Below are 14,781 nucleotides of genomic sequence, written 5' to 3'. Positions count from 1 at the left end.
GCTTACTTACGCATGGCCAAGCTCAAACACCTGCCGTCCAATCCGCTGCTCGCCGCCGTGCCGCGCGAACATGGCGTTACGCGCCACTTCGCCTGATGTCAATTTCCACTGAAAACGGCATAGAGCCTATTTCTTCTTGTCGAAATTCTGCTTCACGCGCGCCTTGCGGCGCTTTTCGTCTTCGTCGTGTGCCTTGCGTTTGTCCAGGCCAAGCATCGGTTCCAGGAACTCGAACCATACGAAGGCGAACACCATCAGCCCGATAATCCACCACCAGGACAGCAGGGCGAACTTCCACACTTCAAAATACCGCAGCCCGCACAGGGCTAAGATCACCAAAATGATAGGCATGATGTGCTCCTCCAGTTACGTCATCTTACAAAGAAAATGGCTTTACGGGCAGCAATATTCTATTATTGGTCAACGAAGATAAGCGCTATGGCGTTTAATGTTCAATAGCAAAACACGGTAGAATTGTTGGCGGAATTGAGTAGCACTTACCTGGAGAAGACAATGAAACGTAATTTGATGATGGTTGGCATGGTAGTCGCATCGGCATTCGCATCGCAAGCCGCGATGGCGGACGCGGGCATGGACCTGGCGAAAGCGAAGAACTGCCTGGCTTGCCACGCGGTGAGCACCAAGCTGGTCGGCCCTGCCTACAAGGATGTCGCCGCCAAGTACGCCGGTCAGAAAGATGCGGAAGCCAAGCTGGTCACCAAAGTGATGAAGGGCGGTTCCGGCGCATGGGGCGCGATCCCGATGCCAGCCAATCCACAAGTGACCGACGCCGAAGCGAAGACGCTGGTGAAATGGGTGCTGGCGCAGAAGTAATCAGCGCCGTGGTAAAAAGTAAAAAACGCGCCATCGGCGCGTTTTTCATTGGTGCTGCTATAACTTATTTGATCACCGAGGTGATGGTCTTGGTGCCGTTGTTGTAGTTGTACATGGTCAGCGAGCCGTCCTTGATGTCGCCCTTGGCATCGAACTCGATCAGGCCGGTCACGCCCTGATACTTGATCTTCTGCAGGAACGGCAGGTACTTGGCCGGCTCGGCTGAATTCGCAGCCTGCATCGCGGCAGCCATCGTCATCACCGAGTCGTACACATACGGCGCGTACAGTTGCACGTCCATGTTGTACTTCTTCTTGTAGCGCGCATGGAAATCGTCCATGTTCTTTTGCAGCTCAGGCGGCACACCGCCGGCTTCGGCGCAGGTGACGACCTTGACCGCGTCGGCGCCGGCCAGCTTAGGCAGCGATTCGGTGCACAGGCCGTCGCCGCCCATGTACTTGGCCTGGATGCCCAGCGCCTTCATCTGGCGCAGCAGCGGGCCGCCTACCGAGTCCATGCCGCCGAAGAAGATCAGGTCGGGATTCTTGCCCTTGATGGTGGTCAGGATGGCGTTGAAGTCGGTGGCCTTGTCGGTGGTGAATTCCTTGCCGACGATTTGCACGCCCGGCAGCGCCTTCTTGGCGCCCTTGATGAACTCTTCCGCCACGCCCTGGCCGTAGGCGGTGCGGTCGTCGATGACAGCGATCTTCTTCACGCCCATCTTGCCGACTGCGTAGCTGCCCAGCGAACCGCCCAGCTTGGCGTCGTTGGCGACCACGCGGAACACCGAGTTGAAGCCTTGCTGCGTATATTTGGTTTGGGTGGTGGCTGGCGAAATTTCCGGGATGCCGGCGTCGAAGTAGATCTTCGATGCAGGGATGGTGGTGCCGGAGTTCAGGTGGCCGATCACGCCGTTGACTTTGGCGTCGACCAGCTTCTGCGCGACCGCCGTGCCCTGTTTCGGATCGCCGCCGTCGTCTTCCAGCACGAGGACGAACTTGACCGGCTTGCCGCCGATCTTGATGCCTTTGGCGTTCAATTCTTCGACGGCCATCTTGGCGCCGTTTTCATTGTCCTTGCCCAGGTGCGCGGACGGACCGGAGACCGGCGCCACGTGGCCGATCTTGATCACTTCTTGCGCGCCGGCGCTGCCAGCGAAAGCCAGTGCGATGGCGAGTGGAATGAACTTGGTCTTGAACAGCATATGCATTCTCCAATGGTTGAATAAGCGACGGTGTCTCATGAACGCCGCAGAATTTTTTCTGCAAGGCCAAAAGGTACAACAAATTATTCTTAACGCAAAGGGAGTTCGCTGGGTTTCGCACTTTTAAATGGCGCTTCCAGGTTTTGAGAGGGTGCGGCGTCGGCATTTCCCGGTTTTGAGGCGGTCCTGCGCTGGAAGAGTGCGGTCCGTGCACCAAGTGGGCACGGACCGGGGAGGGGATTGTTACTTTTTGGCCTGCAGATGCGTCAGCTCTTGCGAGACGGCGCGGGCGACGATTTTCTCGATGGTGTCGTGCAGGCCGATGCGGATTTCGTTGGTCAGGCCGTGCAGGGCGTGGGTCAGGACTTCGGCCATGCAATCCTTGATGCGCTGCTCCAGCACGAAATCGACGCGCGATTGCAGCTGGTGCATGATGCGCTCGGACAGGCGATGTTCCATCATTGCCCATTCGGCATCGCTCCAGTTGTCGATGGCGTCGGCTTCCAGCTCGGCCGCCATTTCAGCGCGCTTGGACAAGGAGGTGCGGGTACCGGAAGCGGCCTCGCCGGGCAGCAGTTCATCGCCCAGCGGCTCGGCCTTCAGGACTTCCGTCAATACAGGGATACTGGCGTCAAACGATTGGGCTTGGCTCATGATTTTCCTGTGACAAAGTGGGTAAGTGGATAGTCTTGCTGCTTGTATGCGACATAGCGCTTGCGGCCTGCGGCCGCGTCATCCTCATCGGAGGAAATCACTTCGATCATGCGCTCGAATTGCGCGACCCCGGAAGGCGCGCGGCGCGACAAATTTACCAATAACTCTTTGTGTGGTAATTCTGCCTCATCGTTGTCCGTGAGAATGATAGGCGTGTGCGCGGCGAGCGCATCGCCGGCAAGCACATGGGGCAGGAAGTCGGCAGGGGAAAATGTCCACATCGCCGCGTTAAGTTCCGCCAGTTGCGCCTCATCGTCTGCCATAAGCACCACGCGTTTGTTCGCGCCCCAGGCCTTGCGCACGAGGCGGCAGGCATAGGCGATCTTGTCCGGCACGTTGGTGTGGAAATCGATGCGTGTCATAGCTGTTTGTTCTGTTCTGTAGAGGGGAAGTGCATGCAGCGAGGTGCTGCCTGATCCCAGTTTATGCGAAAATTATTTTTGGCGCTGGCACCGATGTTGCTACCGAACGCCAATGTTAGAACTGGAAACCGGGTGGCGCATTGACCGGTGGCAGGGGCTTGGCAAGCTCCTCCACGGGGCGTGCCGATTCGGGGGCCGGCGGCGGCGGCGGCGCGGCGGAAACCGGCGCCGGGAATTGATAATTCGGTGGCAAGCGTTTTTCCAACGGATAACCGGCGTCACTTAACAACACATCCCAGCTGTTTTGTTCGAAGCCGGTCAGCCTGCTGCGGCCCACCAGCAACAAGGGCAGCTGGCCGTTGCCGCCGGCTTTCTTCAGCGCCACCTGGTCGTCCACAGTGGCAACGGTTTTTTCGTTGAAAGGAATGCCGCGCGCCATCAGCATGGCGCGGGCGTTGCTGCAGCCGTCGCACTGGGCCGTGGTGTACAGCGTGACCGGGCGGTTGCGCACCGCGTCGGCCAGTTCCTGCGGCAACTCCACCGAAGCTCCGCCGGTGGAAAACGATTTCACTTCGACTTTTGTTTTGGCCGGCGCCGATGGCGGCGGCGGCTGGTCGCTGTAGTGGGTCACGCCTTTATCGTCGACCCATTTGTACACCTGGGCGCTGGCCGTGCCGAGGCACAGCAGCGCGGCGGCGAGGACGGCCAGCCGCTTCATGATCAGGCCGCCATGCCGCTGTGACGCAGCAGCGCGTCGATGCTGGGCTCGCGGCCACGGAAGGCCGTGAACGATTCCAGCGCAGGGCGCGAGCCGCCCACCGACAGGATTTCCTGCAGGTAGCGCTTGCCGGTCGCGCTGGTGGCTTCCGGGCCCAGCGCCTTGGCTTCCTCGAACGCCGCGTAGGCGTCGGCGGACAGCACCTCGGCCCACTTGTAGCTGTAATAGCCGGCTGCGTAACCGCCGGAGAAGATGTGGCCGAAGGAGTTCTGGAAACGGTTGAACGCCGGCGGCACGATCAACGCGAACTTGGCGCGCACTTCGTCGATCAGTTGCTGCACGGTCTGGCCGGTGCTGGCGTCGTAGTCGTAGTGCAGGTGCATGTCCAGCAGCGAGAATTCGACTTGGCGCAAGGTCTGCAGGCCGGACTGGAAATTCTTCGCGGCCAGCATCTTGTCGTACAGCGCGCGCGGCAGTGGTTCGCCGGTGCTCACGTGCGAGGTCATGTGTTCCAGCACTTCCCATTCCCAGCAGAAGTTCTCCATGAATTGCGACGGCAGTTCCACCGCATCCCACTCGACGCCGGAGATGCCGGATACGCCCAGTTCATCCACTTGGGTCAGCATGTGGTGCAGGCCGTGACCGAATTCGTGGAACAGCGTGATCACTTCATCGTGCGTGAACAGCGATGGTTGCGCGACGCCGTCGACCACCGCAGGCTCGGTGAAGTTGCAGGTCAGGTAGGCGACCGGGGTCTGGATTTTCTCATCCTCGGCACGGCGGCCGCGGGCGTCGTCCATCCAGGCGCCGCCGCTCTTGCCGGCGCGCGCGTACAGGTCCAGGTAGAACTGGCCAATCAGCTTGCCGTTGCGCTCGATGCGGTAGAAGCGCACGTCCTTGTGCCATACCGGCGCGTGGTCCGGTTTGATCTCGACGGTGAACAGGTTCTGGATCAGGCGGAACAGGCCGTCGACCACTTTGTGTTCAGGGAAGTACTGTTTCACTTCCTGCGCCGAGAAGGCGTAGCGGCGCTCTTGCAGTTTTTCGGAAGCGTAAGGGATGTCCCAGGCTTTCAGTTCGGCGATGCCCAGTTCGTCCTGCGCGAATTTTTTCAGTTCGGCCAGGTCCTGCTCTGCGAACGGACGGGCGCGCTTGGCCAAGTCTTCCAGGAAGGCGATCACCTGGTCCGGCGACTGCGCCATCTTCGGCACCAGCGAAACCTCGGCGAAGTTTTTATAACCCAGCAGCTTGGCTTCCTCGTCGCGCAGTTTCAGCAGCGTGACGATGTTTTGCGTGTTGTCCCAGTCTTCCTTCTTGCTGAACACATCGCCTTGCTCGGAAGCCTTGGTGGCGTTGGCGCGGTAGATGGTCTCGCGCAGTTCGCGCTTGTCGGCGAATTGCAGGATAGGGAAATAAGACGGGAAGTGCAGCGAGAATTCGTAGCCTTGCTTGTTTTCCTTTTCGGCGGCGGCGCGCGCGGCGGCCTTGACGTCGGCGGGCAGGCCGGCCAGGTCGGCTTCGTCGGCTACCAGCAGCTTGTAGTCGTTGGTGGCGTCGAGCACGTTTTCGGAGAAGCGGGTCGACACCGACGCGTGCTCTTCCTGGATGTCGGCAAAGCGTTCTTTTTTATCGGCGGGCAGTTCGGCGCCGCCCATGCGGAAATCGCGCACGGCGTTGTCGATGATGCGCTTGCGGGCCGGCGACAGGCTGTCGAAGCCGGCCGACGCGCGCAGCGCCTTGTACTTGCCGAACAGCGCCTCGTTCTGGGCCAGCGCGGTCCAGAACTCGGTCACCTTCGGCTGGTTGTCGTTGTAGGTGGCGCGCAGTTCGGGCGTATCGACCACATTGTTCAGATGACTGACGATGCCCCAGGCCCGGCCCAGCAGCTCGGTGGCGTTTTCCAGCGGCATGACGAAGTTATCCCACGTCACCTGCTCGGACGGCGCTTCCAGTTGCTCGACCACGGCGCGGCTCTTGGCCAGCAGTGAGGCTATCGCCGGGGTGACGTGCTCGGGCTTGATCGCATCGAAACGCGGCAGGCCGGAAAAGTCGAGGAGAGGGTTATCTGCAGTCATATCAGTTCCAATAATGGTTACGTCCGCTTGCGGCAATCGCTCACCCCGCACGGCGGCGACAGGGGTCTGACCCCATGCGGGGTCAGACCCCGACTTGTCGGGTTAAGTACGCTCGGCCGCTTCGACGGTGTTCATCAGCAGCATGGTGATGGTCATCGGGCCCACGCCGCCTGGTACCGGCGTGATGTGCGATGCCACTTCCTTGATGCCGGCGAAATCGACGTCGCCGCACAGCTTGCCCGCTTCGTCACGGTTGATGCCGACGTCGATCACGATCGCGCCCGGCTTCACCATATCAGCGGTCAGCGTATTGCGGCGACCGGTTGCAGCCACAACGATGTCGGCCTGGCGGGTGTACAGGCCCAGGTCCGGCGTCGCACTATGACAGATGGTGACGGTGGCGTTGGCTTGCAAGAGCAGCAGCGCCATCGGCTTGCCGACGGTGTTGCTGCGGCCGATGACGACCGCGTGCTTGCCGCGCAGGTCGACACCGGTGCTTTCGATCAGCTTCATGCAGCCGTAAGGCGTGCACGGACGGAAACCGTCCAGGCCGGCCATCAGTTCGCCGGCGCTCAGCACCGAGTAGCCGTCCACGTCCTTCTTGGTGGAGATCGCTTCGATGACCTTGTGCGGGTCGATGTGCTTGGGCAGCGGCATTTGCACCAGGATGCCGTGGATGGCCGGATCTGCGTTCAGCGCGGCGATGCGCTCGAGCAGCGCGGCTTCGCTCAGGTCGGCGGGATACTGCTCCTTGAGCGAGTAGAAACCGGCGTCCTCGCAACCCTTGACCTTGTTGCGCACATACACGTGGCTGGCCGGGTCGTCGCCGACGATGATCACGGCCAGGCCGGGCTGTTTGCCTAGTGCGGTGAGGGCGGCAGCACGTGCAGCAATTTCCGCGCGCAGTTTTTGGGAGAGGGCGATTCCGTCGATCAGTTGAGCAGGCATGATTTAACCAGGTTGGAGAGGAAAGCAGGATTATAAAGCCGCAGCGCGCACTGCGCCTCGTTTCCGGCGGTTTAGTCATGTTGCGCCGCACAAGAATTCCATAGTGTGATTTCACAATACGAAATGACATATCGTAATTTGAAAAAGCCTAAAAGTGCTGTTAGAATCGCACACGGCATTGAAGTATTGGTAAATAATCAGCGTTACGTCAGCACTCAAACTCAGGAGACTTAATACATGTCAGCTCAACTTGACCAGGTAACGGCAAACACCGACCCTGATTCGCAAGAAACCAAAGAATGGTTGGACGCACTGGCCGCAGTGCTGGAACAAGAGGGCCCTGAACGTGCTCACTACCTGATGGAACGCCTGATCGACCTGGCCCGCCAAAGCGGCTCGGATATCCCGTTCTCCGCCAATACCGCTTACGTCAACACCATCCCGGCCCACCTCGAAACCCACTGCCCTGGCAACCTGGAATACGAAGAGAAGCTGCGCTCGTGGATGCGCTGGAACGCCATGGCGATGGTCGTCAAGGCCAACCGCGTCGACGGCGACCTCGGTGGCCACCTGTCCTCGTTCGCCTCGCTGGCCAACATGCTGGGCATCGGCTTCAACCACTTCTGGAAAGCGCCGAGCGAAAGCCATGGCGGCGACCTGCTGTACATCCAGGGCCACTCCTCGCCAGGCGTGTACGCCCGCGCCTTCCTTGAAGGCCGCCTGAGCGAAGAGCAGCTGACCCATTACCGTCGCGAAGTCGACGGCAAGGGCCTGTCCTCGTACCCGCACCCTAAACTGATGCCGGACTTCTGGCAGTTCCCGACCGTGTCGATGGGCCTGGGCCCGTTGATGGCGATCTACCAGGCGCGCTTCCTGAAGTACCTGCACGCGCGCTCGATCGCCGACACCACCGACCGCAAGGTCTGGGCGTTCTGCGGCGACGGCGAGATGGACGAACCGGAATCGCTGGGCGCCATCGGCATGGCCGCGCGCGAGAACCTGGACAACCTGGTCATCGTCGTCAACTGCAACCTGCAACGCCTGGACGGTCCGGTGCGCGGCAACGGCAAGATCATTCAAGAGCTGGAAGCGGACTTCCGCGGCGCCGGCTGGAACGTCGTCAAAGTCATCTGGGGCCCGGGTTGGGACGCGCTGCTGAAGCAGGACAAAGACGGCATCCTGCGCAAAGTGATGATGGAAACCATCGACGGCGAATACCAGAACTACAAGGCCAAAGACGGCGCCTATGTGCGCAAGCACTTCTTCGGCAAGCACCCCAAGCTGCTGGAGATGGTCGCCAACATGACCGACGACGACATCTGGCGCTTGACCCGCGGCGGCCACGATCCGCACAAGATCTACGCCGCCTTCAAGGTCGCACAGGAACACAAAGGTCAACCGACCGTCCTGCTGGTGAAGACCATCAAGGGCTTCGGCATGGGCAAGCACGGCGAAGCGCGCAACACCGCGCACAACACCAAGAAGCTGACCGACGAAGCCGTGCGCGAAATGCGCGACCGCTACTCGATCCCGATTCCGGACGACCAGCTGGCCGACATCCCGTTCTACAAGCCTGCCGACGACGCGCCTGAAATCAAGTACCTGCACGAGCGCCGCGCAGCGCTGGGCGGCTACCTGCCGGCCCGCCGCATGAAAGCCGACGAGAAGCTGGTTGTGCCGCCACTGAGCGCCTTCCAGAACGTGCTGGATGCGACCGCCGAAGGCCGCGAAGTATCGAGCACCCAGACCTACGTGCGTATCCTGACCACGCTGCTGAAAGATCCTAGCCTGGGTCAGCGTATCGTGCCGGTGCTGGTCGACGAGTCGCGTACCTTCGGTATGGAAGGCCTGTTCCGCCAGGTTGGTATCTTCAACCAGCAAGGCCAGTTGTATGAGCCGGTCGACAAAGACCAGGTCATGTACTACCGCGAAGACAAGGCCGGCCAGATCCTGCAAGAGGGTATCAACGAAGCCGGTGGCATGAGCTCGTGGATCGCTGCGGCGACGTCGTACTCGACCAACAACCGCGTGATGATCCCGTTCTACACGTACTACTCGATGTTCGGCATGCAGCGTATCGGCGACCTGGTATGGGCCGCCGCCGACATGCGCTCCCGTGGCTTCCTGATGGGCGGCACCGCCGGCCGCACGACGCTGAACGGCGAAGGCCTGCAGCACGAAGATGGCCACAGCCACCTGTTCGCAGCGGCTGTGCCGAACTGCATGCCTTACGATCCGACCTTCGGTCACGAAATCGCCGTGATCATCCAGGATGGCCTGCGCCGCATGGTGGAAGAACAGGAAGACGTGTTCTACTACATCACCATCATGAATGAGAACTACCCGCACCCAGGCATCAAGCCTGGCCAGGAAGCAGGCATCCTGAAGGGCATGTACCTGCTGCAGGAAGGCGACAAGAAAGCCAAGCAGCGCGTGCAGCTGATCGGCTCCGGCACCATCCTGCGCGAATCGATCTTCGCCCAGGAACTGCTGAAAAACGACTGGAACATCGCCGCCGACGTGTGGTCCACTCCGTCGCTGACGCTGGTGGCCCGCGACGGCCAGGATGCAGAGCGCTGGAACCTGGTCAACCCGACCAAGGAACAGCGCGTGCCGTACGTGACGCAGATTCTGAAGGATACGAGCGGCCCTATCGTCGCGACGACCGACTACATGCGTGCGTTTGCTGAACAGATCCGCGCCTTCATCCCGAAAGACCGCACCTACCGCGTGCTGGGCACCGATGGTTTCGGCCGTTCGGACACCCGCGCCGCGCTGCGTGAATTCTTCGAAGTGAACCGTTACTACATCACGGTCGCCGCGCTGAAATCGCTGGCGGAAGAAGGCAAGATCGACGCGAAGGTGGTGGAGCAGGCAGTCGTCAAGTACGGCCTGAACGCCAACAAGCCAAATCCGGTGACCCAATAATCCGCTAAGAGAAAAGAAACGGAGCAAACGCTATGAGCATTGTGGAAGTTAAAGTCCCGGATATCGGTGATTTCAAGGAAGTTGAAATCATCGAGCTGATGATCAAAGTAGGCGATACGATTAAAGTAGACCAGTCGCTGATTACCGTTGAATCGGATAAGGCCAGCATGGAGATTCCTTCGTCCGCCGCTGGCGTGGTCAAGGAAATCAAGGTCAAGGTCGGCGACAAGGTGGCTATGGGTTCGCTGCTGCTGTTGTTGGAAGCTGAAGGCGCCGGCGCTGCCGCTCCTGCAGCTGCCGCACCGGCACCGGCGGCCGCGGCTCCAGCACCGGCGCCTGCCGCTGCTGCCGCGCCGGCACCTGCACCGGCTCCCGCAGCTTCGGCCGGTCCGGTCGAAGTCAAGGTGCCGGACATCGGCGACTTCAAGGAAGTTGAAGTCATTGAAGTGATGGTCAAGGTTGGCGACACGATCAAGGTCGATCAGTCGCTGCTGACCGTTGAATCGGACAAGGCCAGCATGGAAATTCCTTCGTCGCACGCTGGTGTGGTGAAGGAAGTGAAGATCAAGGTTGGCGACAAGGTTGCCATGGGTACCGTGGTGCTGGTGGTTGAGGCTACGGGTGGCGCTGCCGCTCCGGCGCCTGCCGCCGCCGCACCTGCTGCCGCCGCCGCTCCTGCCGCCGCTGCCGCTGCGCCTTCGCCGGCGCCTGCTGCTCCTGCCGCCGTTGCGGCCGCGTCGCAAGGCTCGGTCCAAACCGGCAAGCTGGCGCACGCATCGCCATCGATCCGCAAGTTCGCCCGCGAACTGGGCGTGGATCTGGGCAAAGTGCCTGGCTCCGGTCCTAAAGGCCGCATCACCCAGCTGGACGTGCAGAACTACGTCAAGGGCGTGATGGCTGGCACCACCGCAGCACCTGCCGGCGCATCCGCGCCAGCCGGCGGCAATGGTGGCATGAGCGTGCTGCCATGGCCGGTGATCGACTTCAGTAAATTCGGCCCGACCGAATTGCTGCCGCTGTCGCGCATCAAGAAAATCAGCGGTCCTAACCTGCACCGCAACTGGGTCATGATCCCGCACGTCACGCAGTTCGACGATGCCGACATCACCGACCTGGAAGCGTTCCGCGTCGAGACCAACAACGCCAATGCCAAGAACAAGGACGCGGCCAAGCTGACCATGCTGGCCTTCGTCATCAAGGCAGCGGTCGCCGCGCTGAAGAAATTCCCGGCATTTAACGCGTCGCTGGACGAGAAGGGTGAAAACCTGATCCTCAAGCAGTACTACAACATCGGCTTCGCGGCCGACACGCCGAACGGCCTGGTGGTACCAGTGATCAAAGGCGCGGACCAGAAATCGGTCTCGCAGATCGCTCGCGAAATGACCGAGCTGTCGCTGCAAGCACGTGAAGGCAAGCTGAAACCGACCGACATGCAAGGCGCCAGCTTCACCATCTCGTCGCTGGGCGGCATTGGTGGCACGCACTTCACGCCTATCGTCAACGCGCCGGAAGTGGCGATCCTTGGCCTGTCCAAGGCATCGATCAAGCCGGTGTGGGACGGCAAGGCATTCCAGCCTCGCCTGATGATGGGTACCTCGCTGTCCTACGACCACCGCGTGGTCGACGGCGCGATGGGTGCTCGCTTCTCCGTGTACCTGAGCGAAGTGCTCGGCGACATGCGCAAAATTCTGCTGTAAGGAGCGACTATGAGCACAGAAGTGAAAGTGCCGAACATCGGCGACTTCGCAGAAGTTGAAGTGATCGAGGTGATGGTCAAGGTTGGCGATACGATCAAGGCCGACCAGTCGCTGATCACCGTTGAATCGGACAAGGCCAGCATGGAGGTTCCATCCTCGCACGCCGGCGTGGTCAAGGAGATCAAGGTCAAGGTTGGCGACAAGGTCAAGGAAGGCTCGTTGATGCTGGTGGTGGAGGAAGCTGCCGGTTCCGCCGCTGCCGCTCCTGCCGCCGCGCCAGCGCCTGCTGCTGCGGCTCCGGCCGCTGCACCTGCGCCAGCCGCGCCGATCGCCGCACCAGCTGGTGGCAGCTTCGCCGGCAAGGTCGACATCGACTGCGACATGATGGTGCTGGGCGGCGGTCCTGGCGGTTACTCCGCCGCGTTCCGCGCCGCGGACCTGGGCATGAACACCGTGATCGTCGAGCGTTACGAAACGCTGGGCGGCGTGTGCCTGAACGTTGGTTGCATTCCGTCGAAAGCGCTGCTGCACGTGGCATCCGTGATCGACGAAACCTCGCACATGTCCAACACCGGCGTTACCTTCGCCAAGCCGACCATCGACATCGACCAGGTACGCAAGTACAAGGAAGGCGTCATCAAGAACATGACCGGCGGTCTGGCCGGCATGGCTAAGGCCCGCAAGACGCAAGTCGTCACCGGTGTGGGCCAGTTCCTGAGCGCGAACCACATCGAAGTCACGGCCGCCGACGGCACCAAGAAAGTGGTGCAGTTCAAGCAGGCCATCATCGCTGCCGGTTCGGCCGTGGTGAAGCTGCCATTCGTGCCTGAAGATCCACGCATCGTCGATTCGACTGGCGCGCTGGAACTGCGCCAGATCCCGAAACGCATGCTGGTCATCGGCGGCGGCATCATCGGCCTGGAAATGGCTACTGTCTACTCGACCTTCGGTGCGCGCATCGACGTGGTCGAAATGATGGACGGCTTGATGCAGGGCGCCGACCGCGATGCGGTCAAGGTCTGGCAGAAGTTCAACGAGAAGCGCTTCGACAACATCATGACCAAGACCAAGACGGTCGGCGTTGAAGCGCTGCCGGAAGGGATCAAAGTCACCTTCGAAGCGGCGGAAGCCGGCGCCGCAGCGCCAGCGCCGCAGGTCTACGATCTGGTGCTGGTCGCAGTGGGCCGCAGCCCGAACGGCAAGAAGATCGCCGCCGACAAGGCTGGCGTGATCGTGTCCGATCGCGGCTTCATCCCGGTTGACAGCCAGATGCGCACCAACGTGCCGAACATCTTCGCCATCGGCGACCTGGTGGGCCAGCCTATGTTGGCGCACAAGGCGGTGCACGAAGGCCACGTGGCGGCGGAAGCCGCAGCGGGCCAGAAGTCGCACTTCGATGTGAAGGTGATTCCGTCGGTGGCCTACACCGATCCGGAAGTGGCATGGGCCGGCATCACCGAAGACGAAGCGAAAGCCAAGGGCATCAAGGTCGAGAAGGGCCACTTCCCTTGGGCAGCGAGCGGCCGCGCCGTGGCCAATGGCCGCGCCGAAGGCTTCACCAAGCTGTTGTTCGACGCTGAAACGCACCGCATCATCGGCGGCACCATCGTCGGCACGCACGCCGGCGACATGATCGGCGAGATCGCTCTGGCGATCGAGATGGGTTGCGACGGCACCGACATCGGCAAGACGATCCACCCGCACCCGACCTTGGGCGAGTCGATCGGCATGGCCGCCGAAGTGTACGAAGGCGTCTGCACCGACCTGCCTCCGCCACGCAAGCGCTAAACAAAGCCACACCACGAAACCGGGACTTGTTCCCGGTTTTTTTATAGGTTTTTAAAATGTCTTCGATACTGTCGTTTATTCCGCTGCTGCTGTCGATCGCGCTGTACACCAGCCTCGTCAAGCTCGCGGCCTTCCTCTACAAGCGCGCGCTCCTGAGCTGGCGCGACGCCTGTATCTTCAGCCTGATTTTATTGATGGTGCTGGGCGCCGGCACGCTGTTGAATCGTTTGTCCGGCAATGCGATTCCGCTGATGATGTCGATCGCCGCCGGCATGGTGATCCAGGTCGGCATCGGCGCATGGTACCTGGCCCCGCGTGCGCGCACGGCCGGCGGCGAGCCTTTGGCTGCGAAAGGCGCCGCCATGCTGGCATTGATCGCTTATGGGCTGATTGCGATGCTTGGCGTACTGGTCACCTTTGCAATCACGGCTTTGAGCGGTCGATAACTACGAACGACGCAAAGGTAGCTTTTTGATCTAAATCGCGAAGATATCTCATGATTTCTCCTGGAGTGGGTGCCGATGGGGCTGATTCGAGGTGGTCTTGCGCGTTGCTGGGTCGTGCATGGCGATCGGACTACGTCGGGGCCGTTTTTGTTCTCCCGCGCCGGCTGCACCGCTACTGACCGCAGCAGGATACTCAACTTGAGCCAGTTGATTGTGCTGCCGCAGCGGCAGGCTTTCCATGTCGTTGCGGACAGCCAGCAATTCCCTGCCGAGGCTGATCTCGTCGCGCTCCAGCGCCTGCAGCCGCAGATGCTGGTCCAGCAATTCCGCTTGTTTTTGCTGCTTGATCTCTTTGGAAACAAAGCCTTGTTCACACAACTGCGATGCGCGCTTGAATGCGTCCTCGGCCAGTTCGACGCTGCGGTGCTGGGACATCAGCTGGTGACCGACATTGGCCTGCTCCAACTGCAAGGCTTCGGCCTTTTTACGCAAGGCTGTCTGCTCGTCCTGCTGCACGCGTTGTGTCTGTGCCAGTTCATCGCGCAGCGATTGCTGCCGTCGAGCCACCTGCTGGCTAATGGCTTCCTGGATGTCGCTGCGGTTGATGGCTTGGCGTTCGCTGGAGACGATGTAGAGCAGGTCGCCACGATGTACGGGTTGTCCTTCACGCACCAATTTTTGCAGCACGATGCCTGCTTGCGGCGGGTAGACTTTCACCACGCCGAGGTCCGACATCAGCTGGCCGCTGACGTTGCTGTGCCGGGTGTAACTACCGAGGAGGAACAGGGCCGCGACTAGCAATGCCATCATGGCCGCGGCAGTAGTGAGGATGCGGAACGTCAGCGGCCGGATCAGGACGATCTCGCCCAGCCATTGGACTCGGGATGCGGATAAGGCCTCTTCCCGAAATAGCGATACCCGTTTCATAGCGGCTCCTGCATGTTGGGCGGATTATCTGCCTACATGATCGCCTCTATGCACGGGGGGCTATTTGTAGAAACTCAAGAAATAGTTGACTCTAGTCACTTTTTTGCCAGCTGCCGGCGCCGCAGCGCCGGGCAGCCAGA

Annotated in this window: 13 protein-coding genes; 5 read left to right on the top strand and 8 right to left on the bottom strand. The window is 60.9% G+C overall.

The features are described 5' to 3' along the window. Window positions 1-126 precede the first annotated feature (126 nt). Window positions 127-351, bottom strand: a complete 225-nt coding sequence (locus KVP70_RS10840) for a TIGR04438 family Trp-rich protein (protein WP_217942151.1) — start codon at window positions 349-351, stop codon at window positions 127-129. Between the two features lie 162 nt (window positions 352-513). Between KVP70_RS10840 and KVP70_RS10835 the strand changes: the two genes are divergently transcribed. Beyond that, window positions 514-834, top strand: a complete 321-nt coding sequence (locus KVP70_RS10835; protein ID WP_217942150.1) for a c-type cytochrome — start codon at window positions 514-516, stop codon at window positions 832-834. 64 nt (window positions 835-898) lie between these two features. On the opposite strand, the gene KVP70_RS10830 is transcribed toward KVP70_RS10835, so the two are convergent. From KVP70_RS10830 to folD, 6 genes are all read right to left on the bottom strand, one after another. Further along, the gene (locus KVP70_RS10830; RefSeq protein ID WP_116990533.1) at window positions 899-2,038 is read right to left on the bottom strand and encodes a branched-chain amino acid ABC transporter substrate-binding protein; all 1,140 of its coding nucleotides are present in this window, start codon (window positions 2,036-2,038) and stop codon (window positions 899-901) included. 243 nt (window positions 2,039-2,281) lie between these two features. Further along, on the bottom strand, window positions 2,282-2,692 hold the full coding sequence (locus tag KVP70_RS10825; RefSeq protein WP_020701470.1) for a DUF2486 family protein: 411 nt from the start codon (window positions 2,690-2,692) through the stop codon (window positions 2,282-2,284). After that, complete coding sequence (locus KVP70_RS10820; RefSeq protein ID WP_020701471.1) at window positions 2,689-3,114, bottom strand: DNA polymerase III subunit chi; 426 nt, start codon at window positions 3,112-3,114, stop codon at window positions 2,689-2,691. Before KVP70_RS10820 ends, KVP70_RS10825 begins: the two co-directional genes overlap by 4 nt. A gap of 115 nt (window positions 3,115-3,229) precedes the next feature. After that, window positions 3,230-3,832 carry a glutaredoxin family protein gene (locus KVP70_RS10815; RefSeq protein ID WP_217942149.1) on the bottom strand — a complete coding sequence of 201 codons (603 nt, stop codon included), beginning with the start codon at window positions 3,830-3,832 and terminating at the stop codon, window positions 3,230-3,232. Between the two features lie 2 nt (window positions 3,833-3,834). Beyond that, window positions 3,835-5,907 (bottom strand): M3 family metallopeptidase, encoded by a 2,073-nt coding sequence (locus KVP70_RS10810; protein ID WP_217942148.1) that lies wholly within the window; start codon window positions 5,905-5,907, stop codon window positions 3,835-3,837. Window positions 5,908-6,009: 102 nt separating this feature from the next. Continuing rightward, window positions 6,010-6,855, bottom strand: a complete 846-nt coding sequence (folD, locus tag KVP70_RS10805) for a bifunctional methylenetetrahydrofolate dehydrogenase/methenyltetrahydrofolate cyclohydrolase FolD (protein ID WP_217942147.1) — start codon at window positions 6,853-6,855, stop codon at window positions 6,010-6,012. Window positions 6,856-7,092: 237 nt separating this feature from the next. On the opposite strand from folD, the gene aceE reads away from it, so the two are divergent. The 4 genes from aceE to KVP70_RS10785 are packed head-to-tail and all read left to right on the top strand — an operon-like array spanning window position 7,093 to window position 13,714. Beyond that, window positions 7,093-9,783, top strand: coding sequence for a pyruvate dehydrogenase (acetyl-transferring), homodimeric type (gene aceE, locus KVP70_RS10800; RefSeq protein ID WP_217942146.1), 2,691 nt, complete (start codon window positions 7,093-7,095; stop codon window positions 9,781-9,783). Between the two features lie 32 nt (window positions 9,784-9,815). Then, on the top strand, window positions 9,816-11,480 hold the full coding sequence (aceF, locus tag KVP70_RS10795; RefSeq protein WP_217942145.1) for a dihydrolipoyllysine-residue acetyltransferase: 1,665 nt from the start codon (window positions 9,816-9,818) through the stop codon (window positions 11,478-11,480). Between the two features lie 9 nt (window positions 11,481-11,489). After that, the gene (lpdA, locus tag KVP70_RS10790) at window positions 11,490-13,268 is read left to right on the top strand and encodes a dihydrolipoyl dehydrogenase (RefSeq protein WP_217942144.1); all 1,779 of its coding nucleotides are present in this window, start codon (window positions 11,490-11,492) and stop codon (window positions 13,266-13,268) included. A gap of 56 nt (window positions 13,269-13,324) precedes the next feature. Further along, complete coding sequence (locus KVP70_RS10785) at window positions 13,325-13,714, top strand: hypothetical protein (protein ID WP_217942143.1); 390 nt, start codon at window positions 13,325-13,327, stop codon at window positions 13,712-13,714. Window positions 13,715-13,762: 48 nt separating this feature from the next. Here the strand turns inward: KVP70_RS10785 and KVP70_RS10780 are convergent, their stop codons facing one another. After that, window positions 13,763-14,641: an HlyD family secretion protein gene (locus KVP70_RS10780; RefSeq protein WP_217942142.1), complete on the bottom strand. Its 879-nt coding sequence runs from the start codon at window positions 14,639-14,641 to the stop codon at window positions 13,763-13,765. Between the last annotated feature and the right edge of the window lie 140 nt (window positions 14,642-14,781).

The sequence above is a fragment of the Duganella violaceipulchra genome (genome assembly GCF_019166075.1).
GTDB classification, from domain to species: Bacteria; Pseudomonadota; Gammaproteobacteria; order Burkholderiales; family Burkholderiaceae_D; genus Rugamonas; species Rugamonas violaceipulchra.
The sequence above is the reverse complement of the archived record's forward strand: the minus strand, read 5'-3'. Positions and strand labels throughout refer to the sequence as shown.

What these genes read in the sequence shown, in the direction of transcription:
- KVP70_RS10840 (WP_217942151.1), bottom strand. Translation starts at nt 351, where the DNA reads ATGCCTATCATTTTGGTGATCTTAGCCCTGTGCGGGCTGCGGTATTTT.
- KVP70_RS10835 (WP_217942150.1), top strand. Translation starts at nt 514, where the DNA reads ATGAAACGTAATTTGATGATGGTTGGCATGGTAGTCGCATCGGCATTC.
- KVP70_RS10830 (WP_116990533.1), bottom strand. Translation starts at nt 2,038, where the DNA reads ATGCTGTTCAAGACCAAGTTCATTCCACTCGCCATCGCACTGGCTTTC.
- KVP70_RS10825 (WP_020701470.1), bottom strand. Translation starts at nt 2,692, where the DNA reads ATGAGCCAAGCCCAATCGTTTGACGCCAGTATCCCTGTATTGACGGAA.
- KVP70_RS10820 (WP_020701471.1), bottom strand. Translation starts at nt 3,114, where the DNA reads ATGACACGCATCGATTTCCACACCAACGTGCCGGACAAGATCGCCTAT.
- KVP70_RS10815 (WP_217942149.1), bottom strand. Translation starts at nt 3,832, where the DNA reads ATGAAGCGGCTGGCCGTCCTCGCCGCCGCGCTGCTGTGCCTCGGCACG.
- KVP70_RS10810 (WP_217942148.1), bottom strand. Translation starts at nt 5,907, where the DNA reads ATGACTGCAGATAACCCTCTCCTCGACTTTTCCGGCCTGCCGCGTTTC.
- folD (WP_217942147.1), bottom strand. Translation starts at nt 6,855, where the DNA reads ATGCCTGCTCAACTGATCGACGGAATCGCCCTCTCCCAAAAACTGCGC.
- aceE (WP_217942146.1), top strand. Translation starts at nt 7,093, where the DNA reads ATGTCAGCTCAACTTGACCAGGTAACGGCAAACACCGACCCTGATTCG.
- aceF (WP_217942145.1), top strand. Translation starts at nt 9,816, where the DNA reads ATGAGCATTGTGGAAGTTAAAGTCCCGGATATCGGTGATTTCAAGGAA.
- lpdA (WP_217942144.1), top strand. Translation starts at nt 11,490, where the DNA reads ATGAGCACAGAAGTGAAAGTGCCGAACATCGGCGACTTCGCAGAAGTT.
- KVP70_RS10785 (WP_217942143.1), top strand. Translation starts at nt 13,325, where the DNA reads ATGTCTTCGATACTGTCGTTTATTCCGCTGCTGCTGTCGATCGCGCTG.
- KVP70_RS10780 (WP_217942142.1), bottom strand. Translation starts at nt 14,641, where the DNA reads ATGAAACGGGTATCGCTATTTCGGGAAGAGGCCTTATCCGCATCCCGA.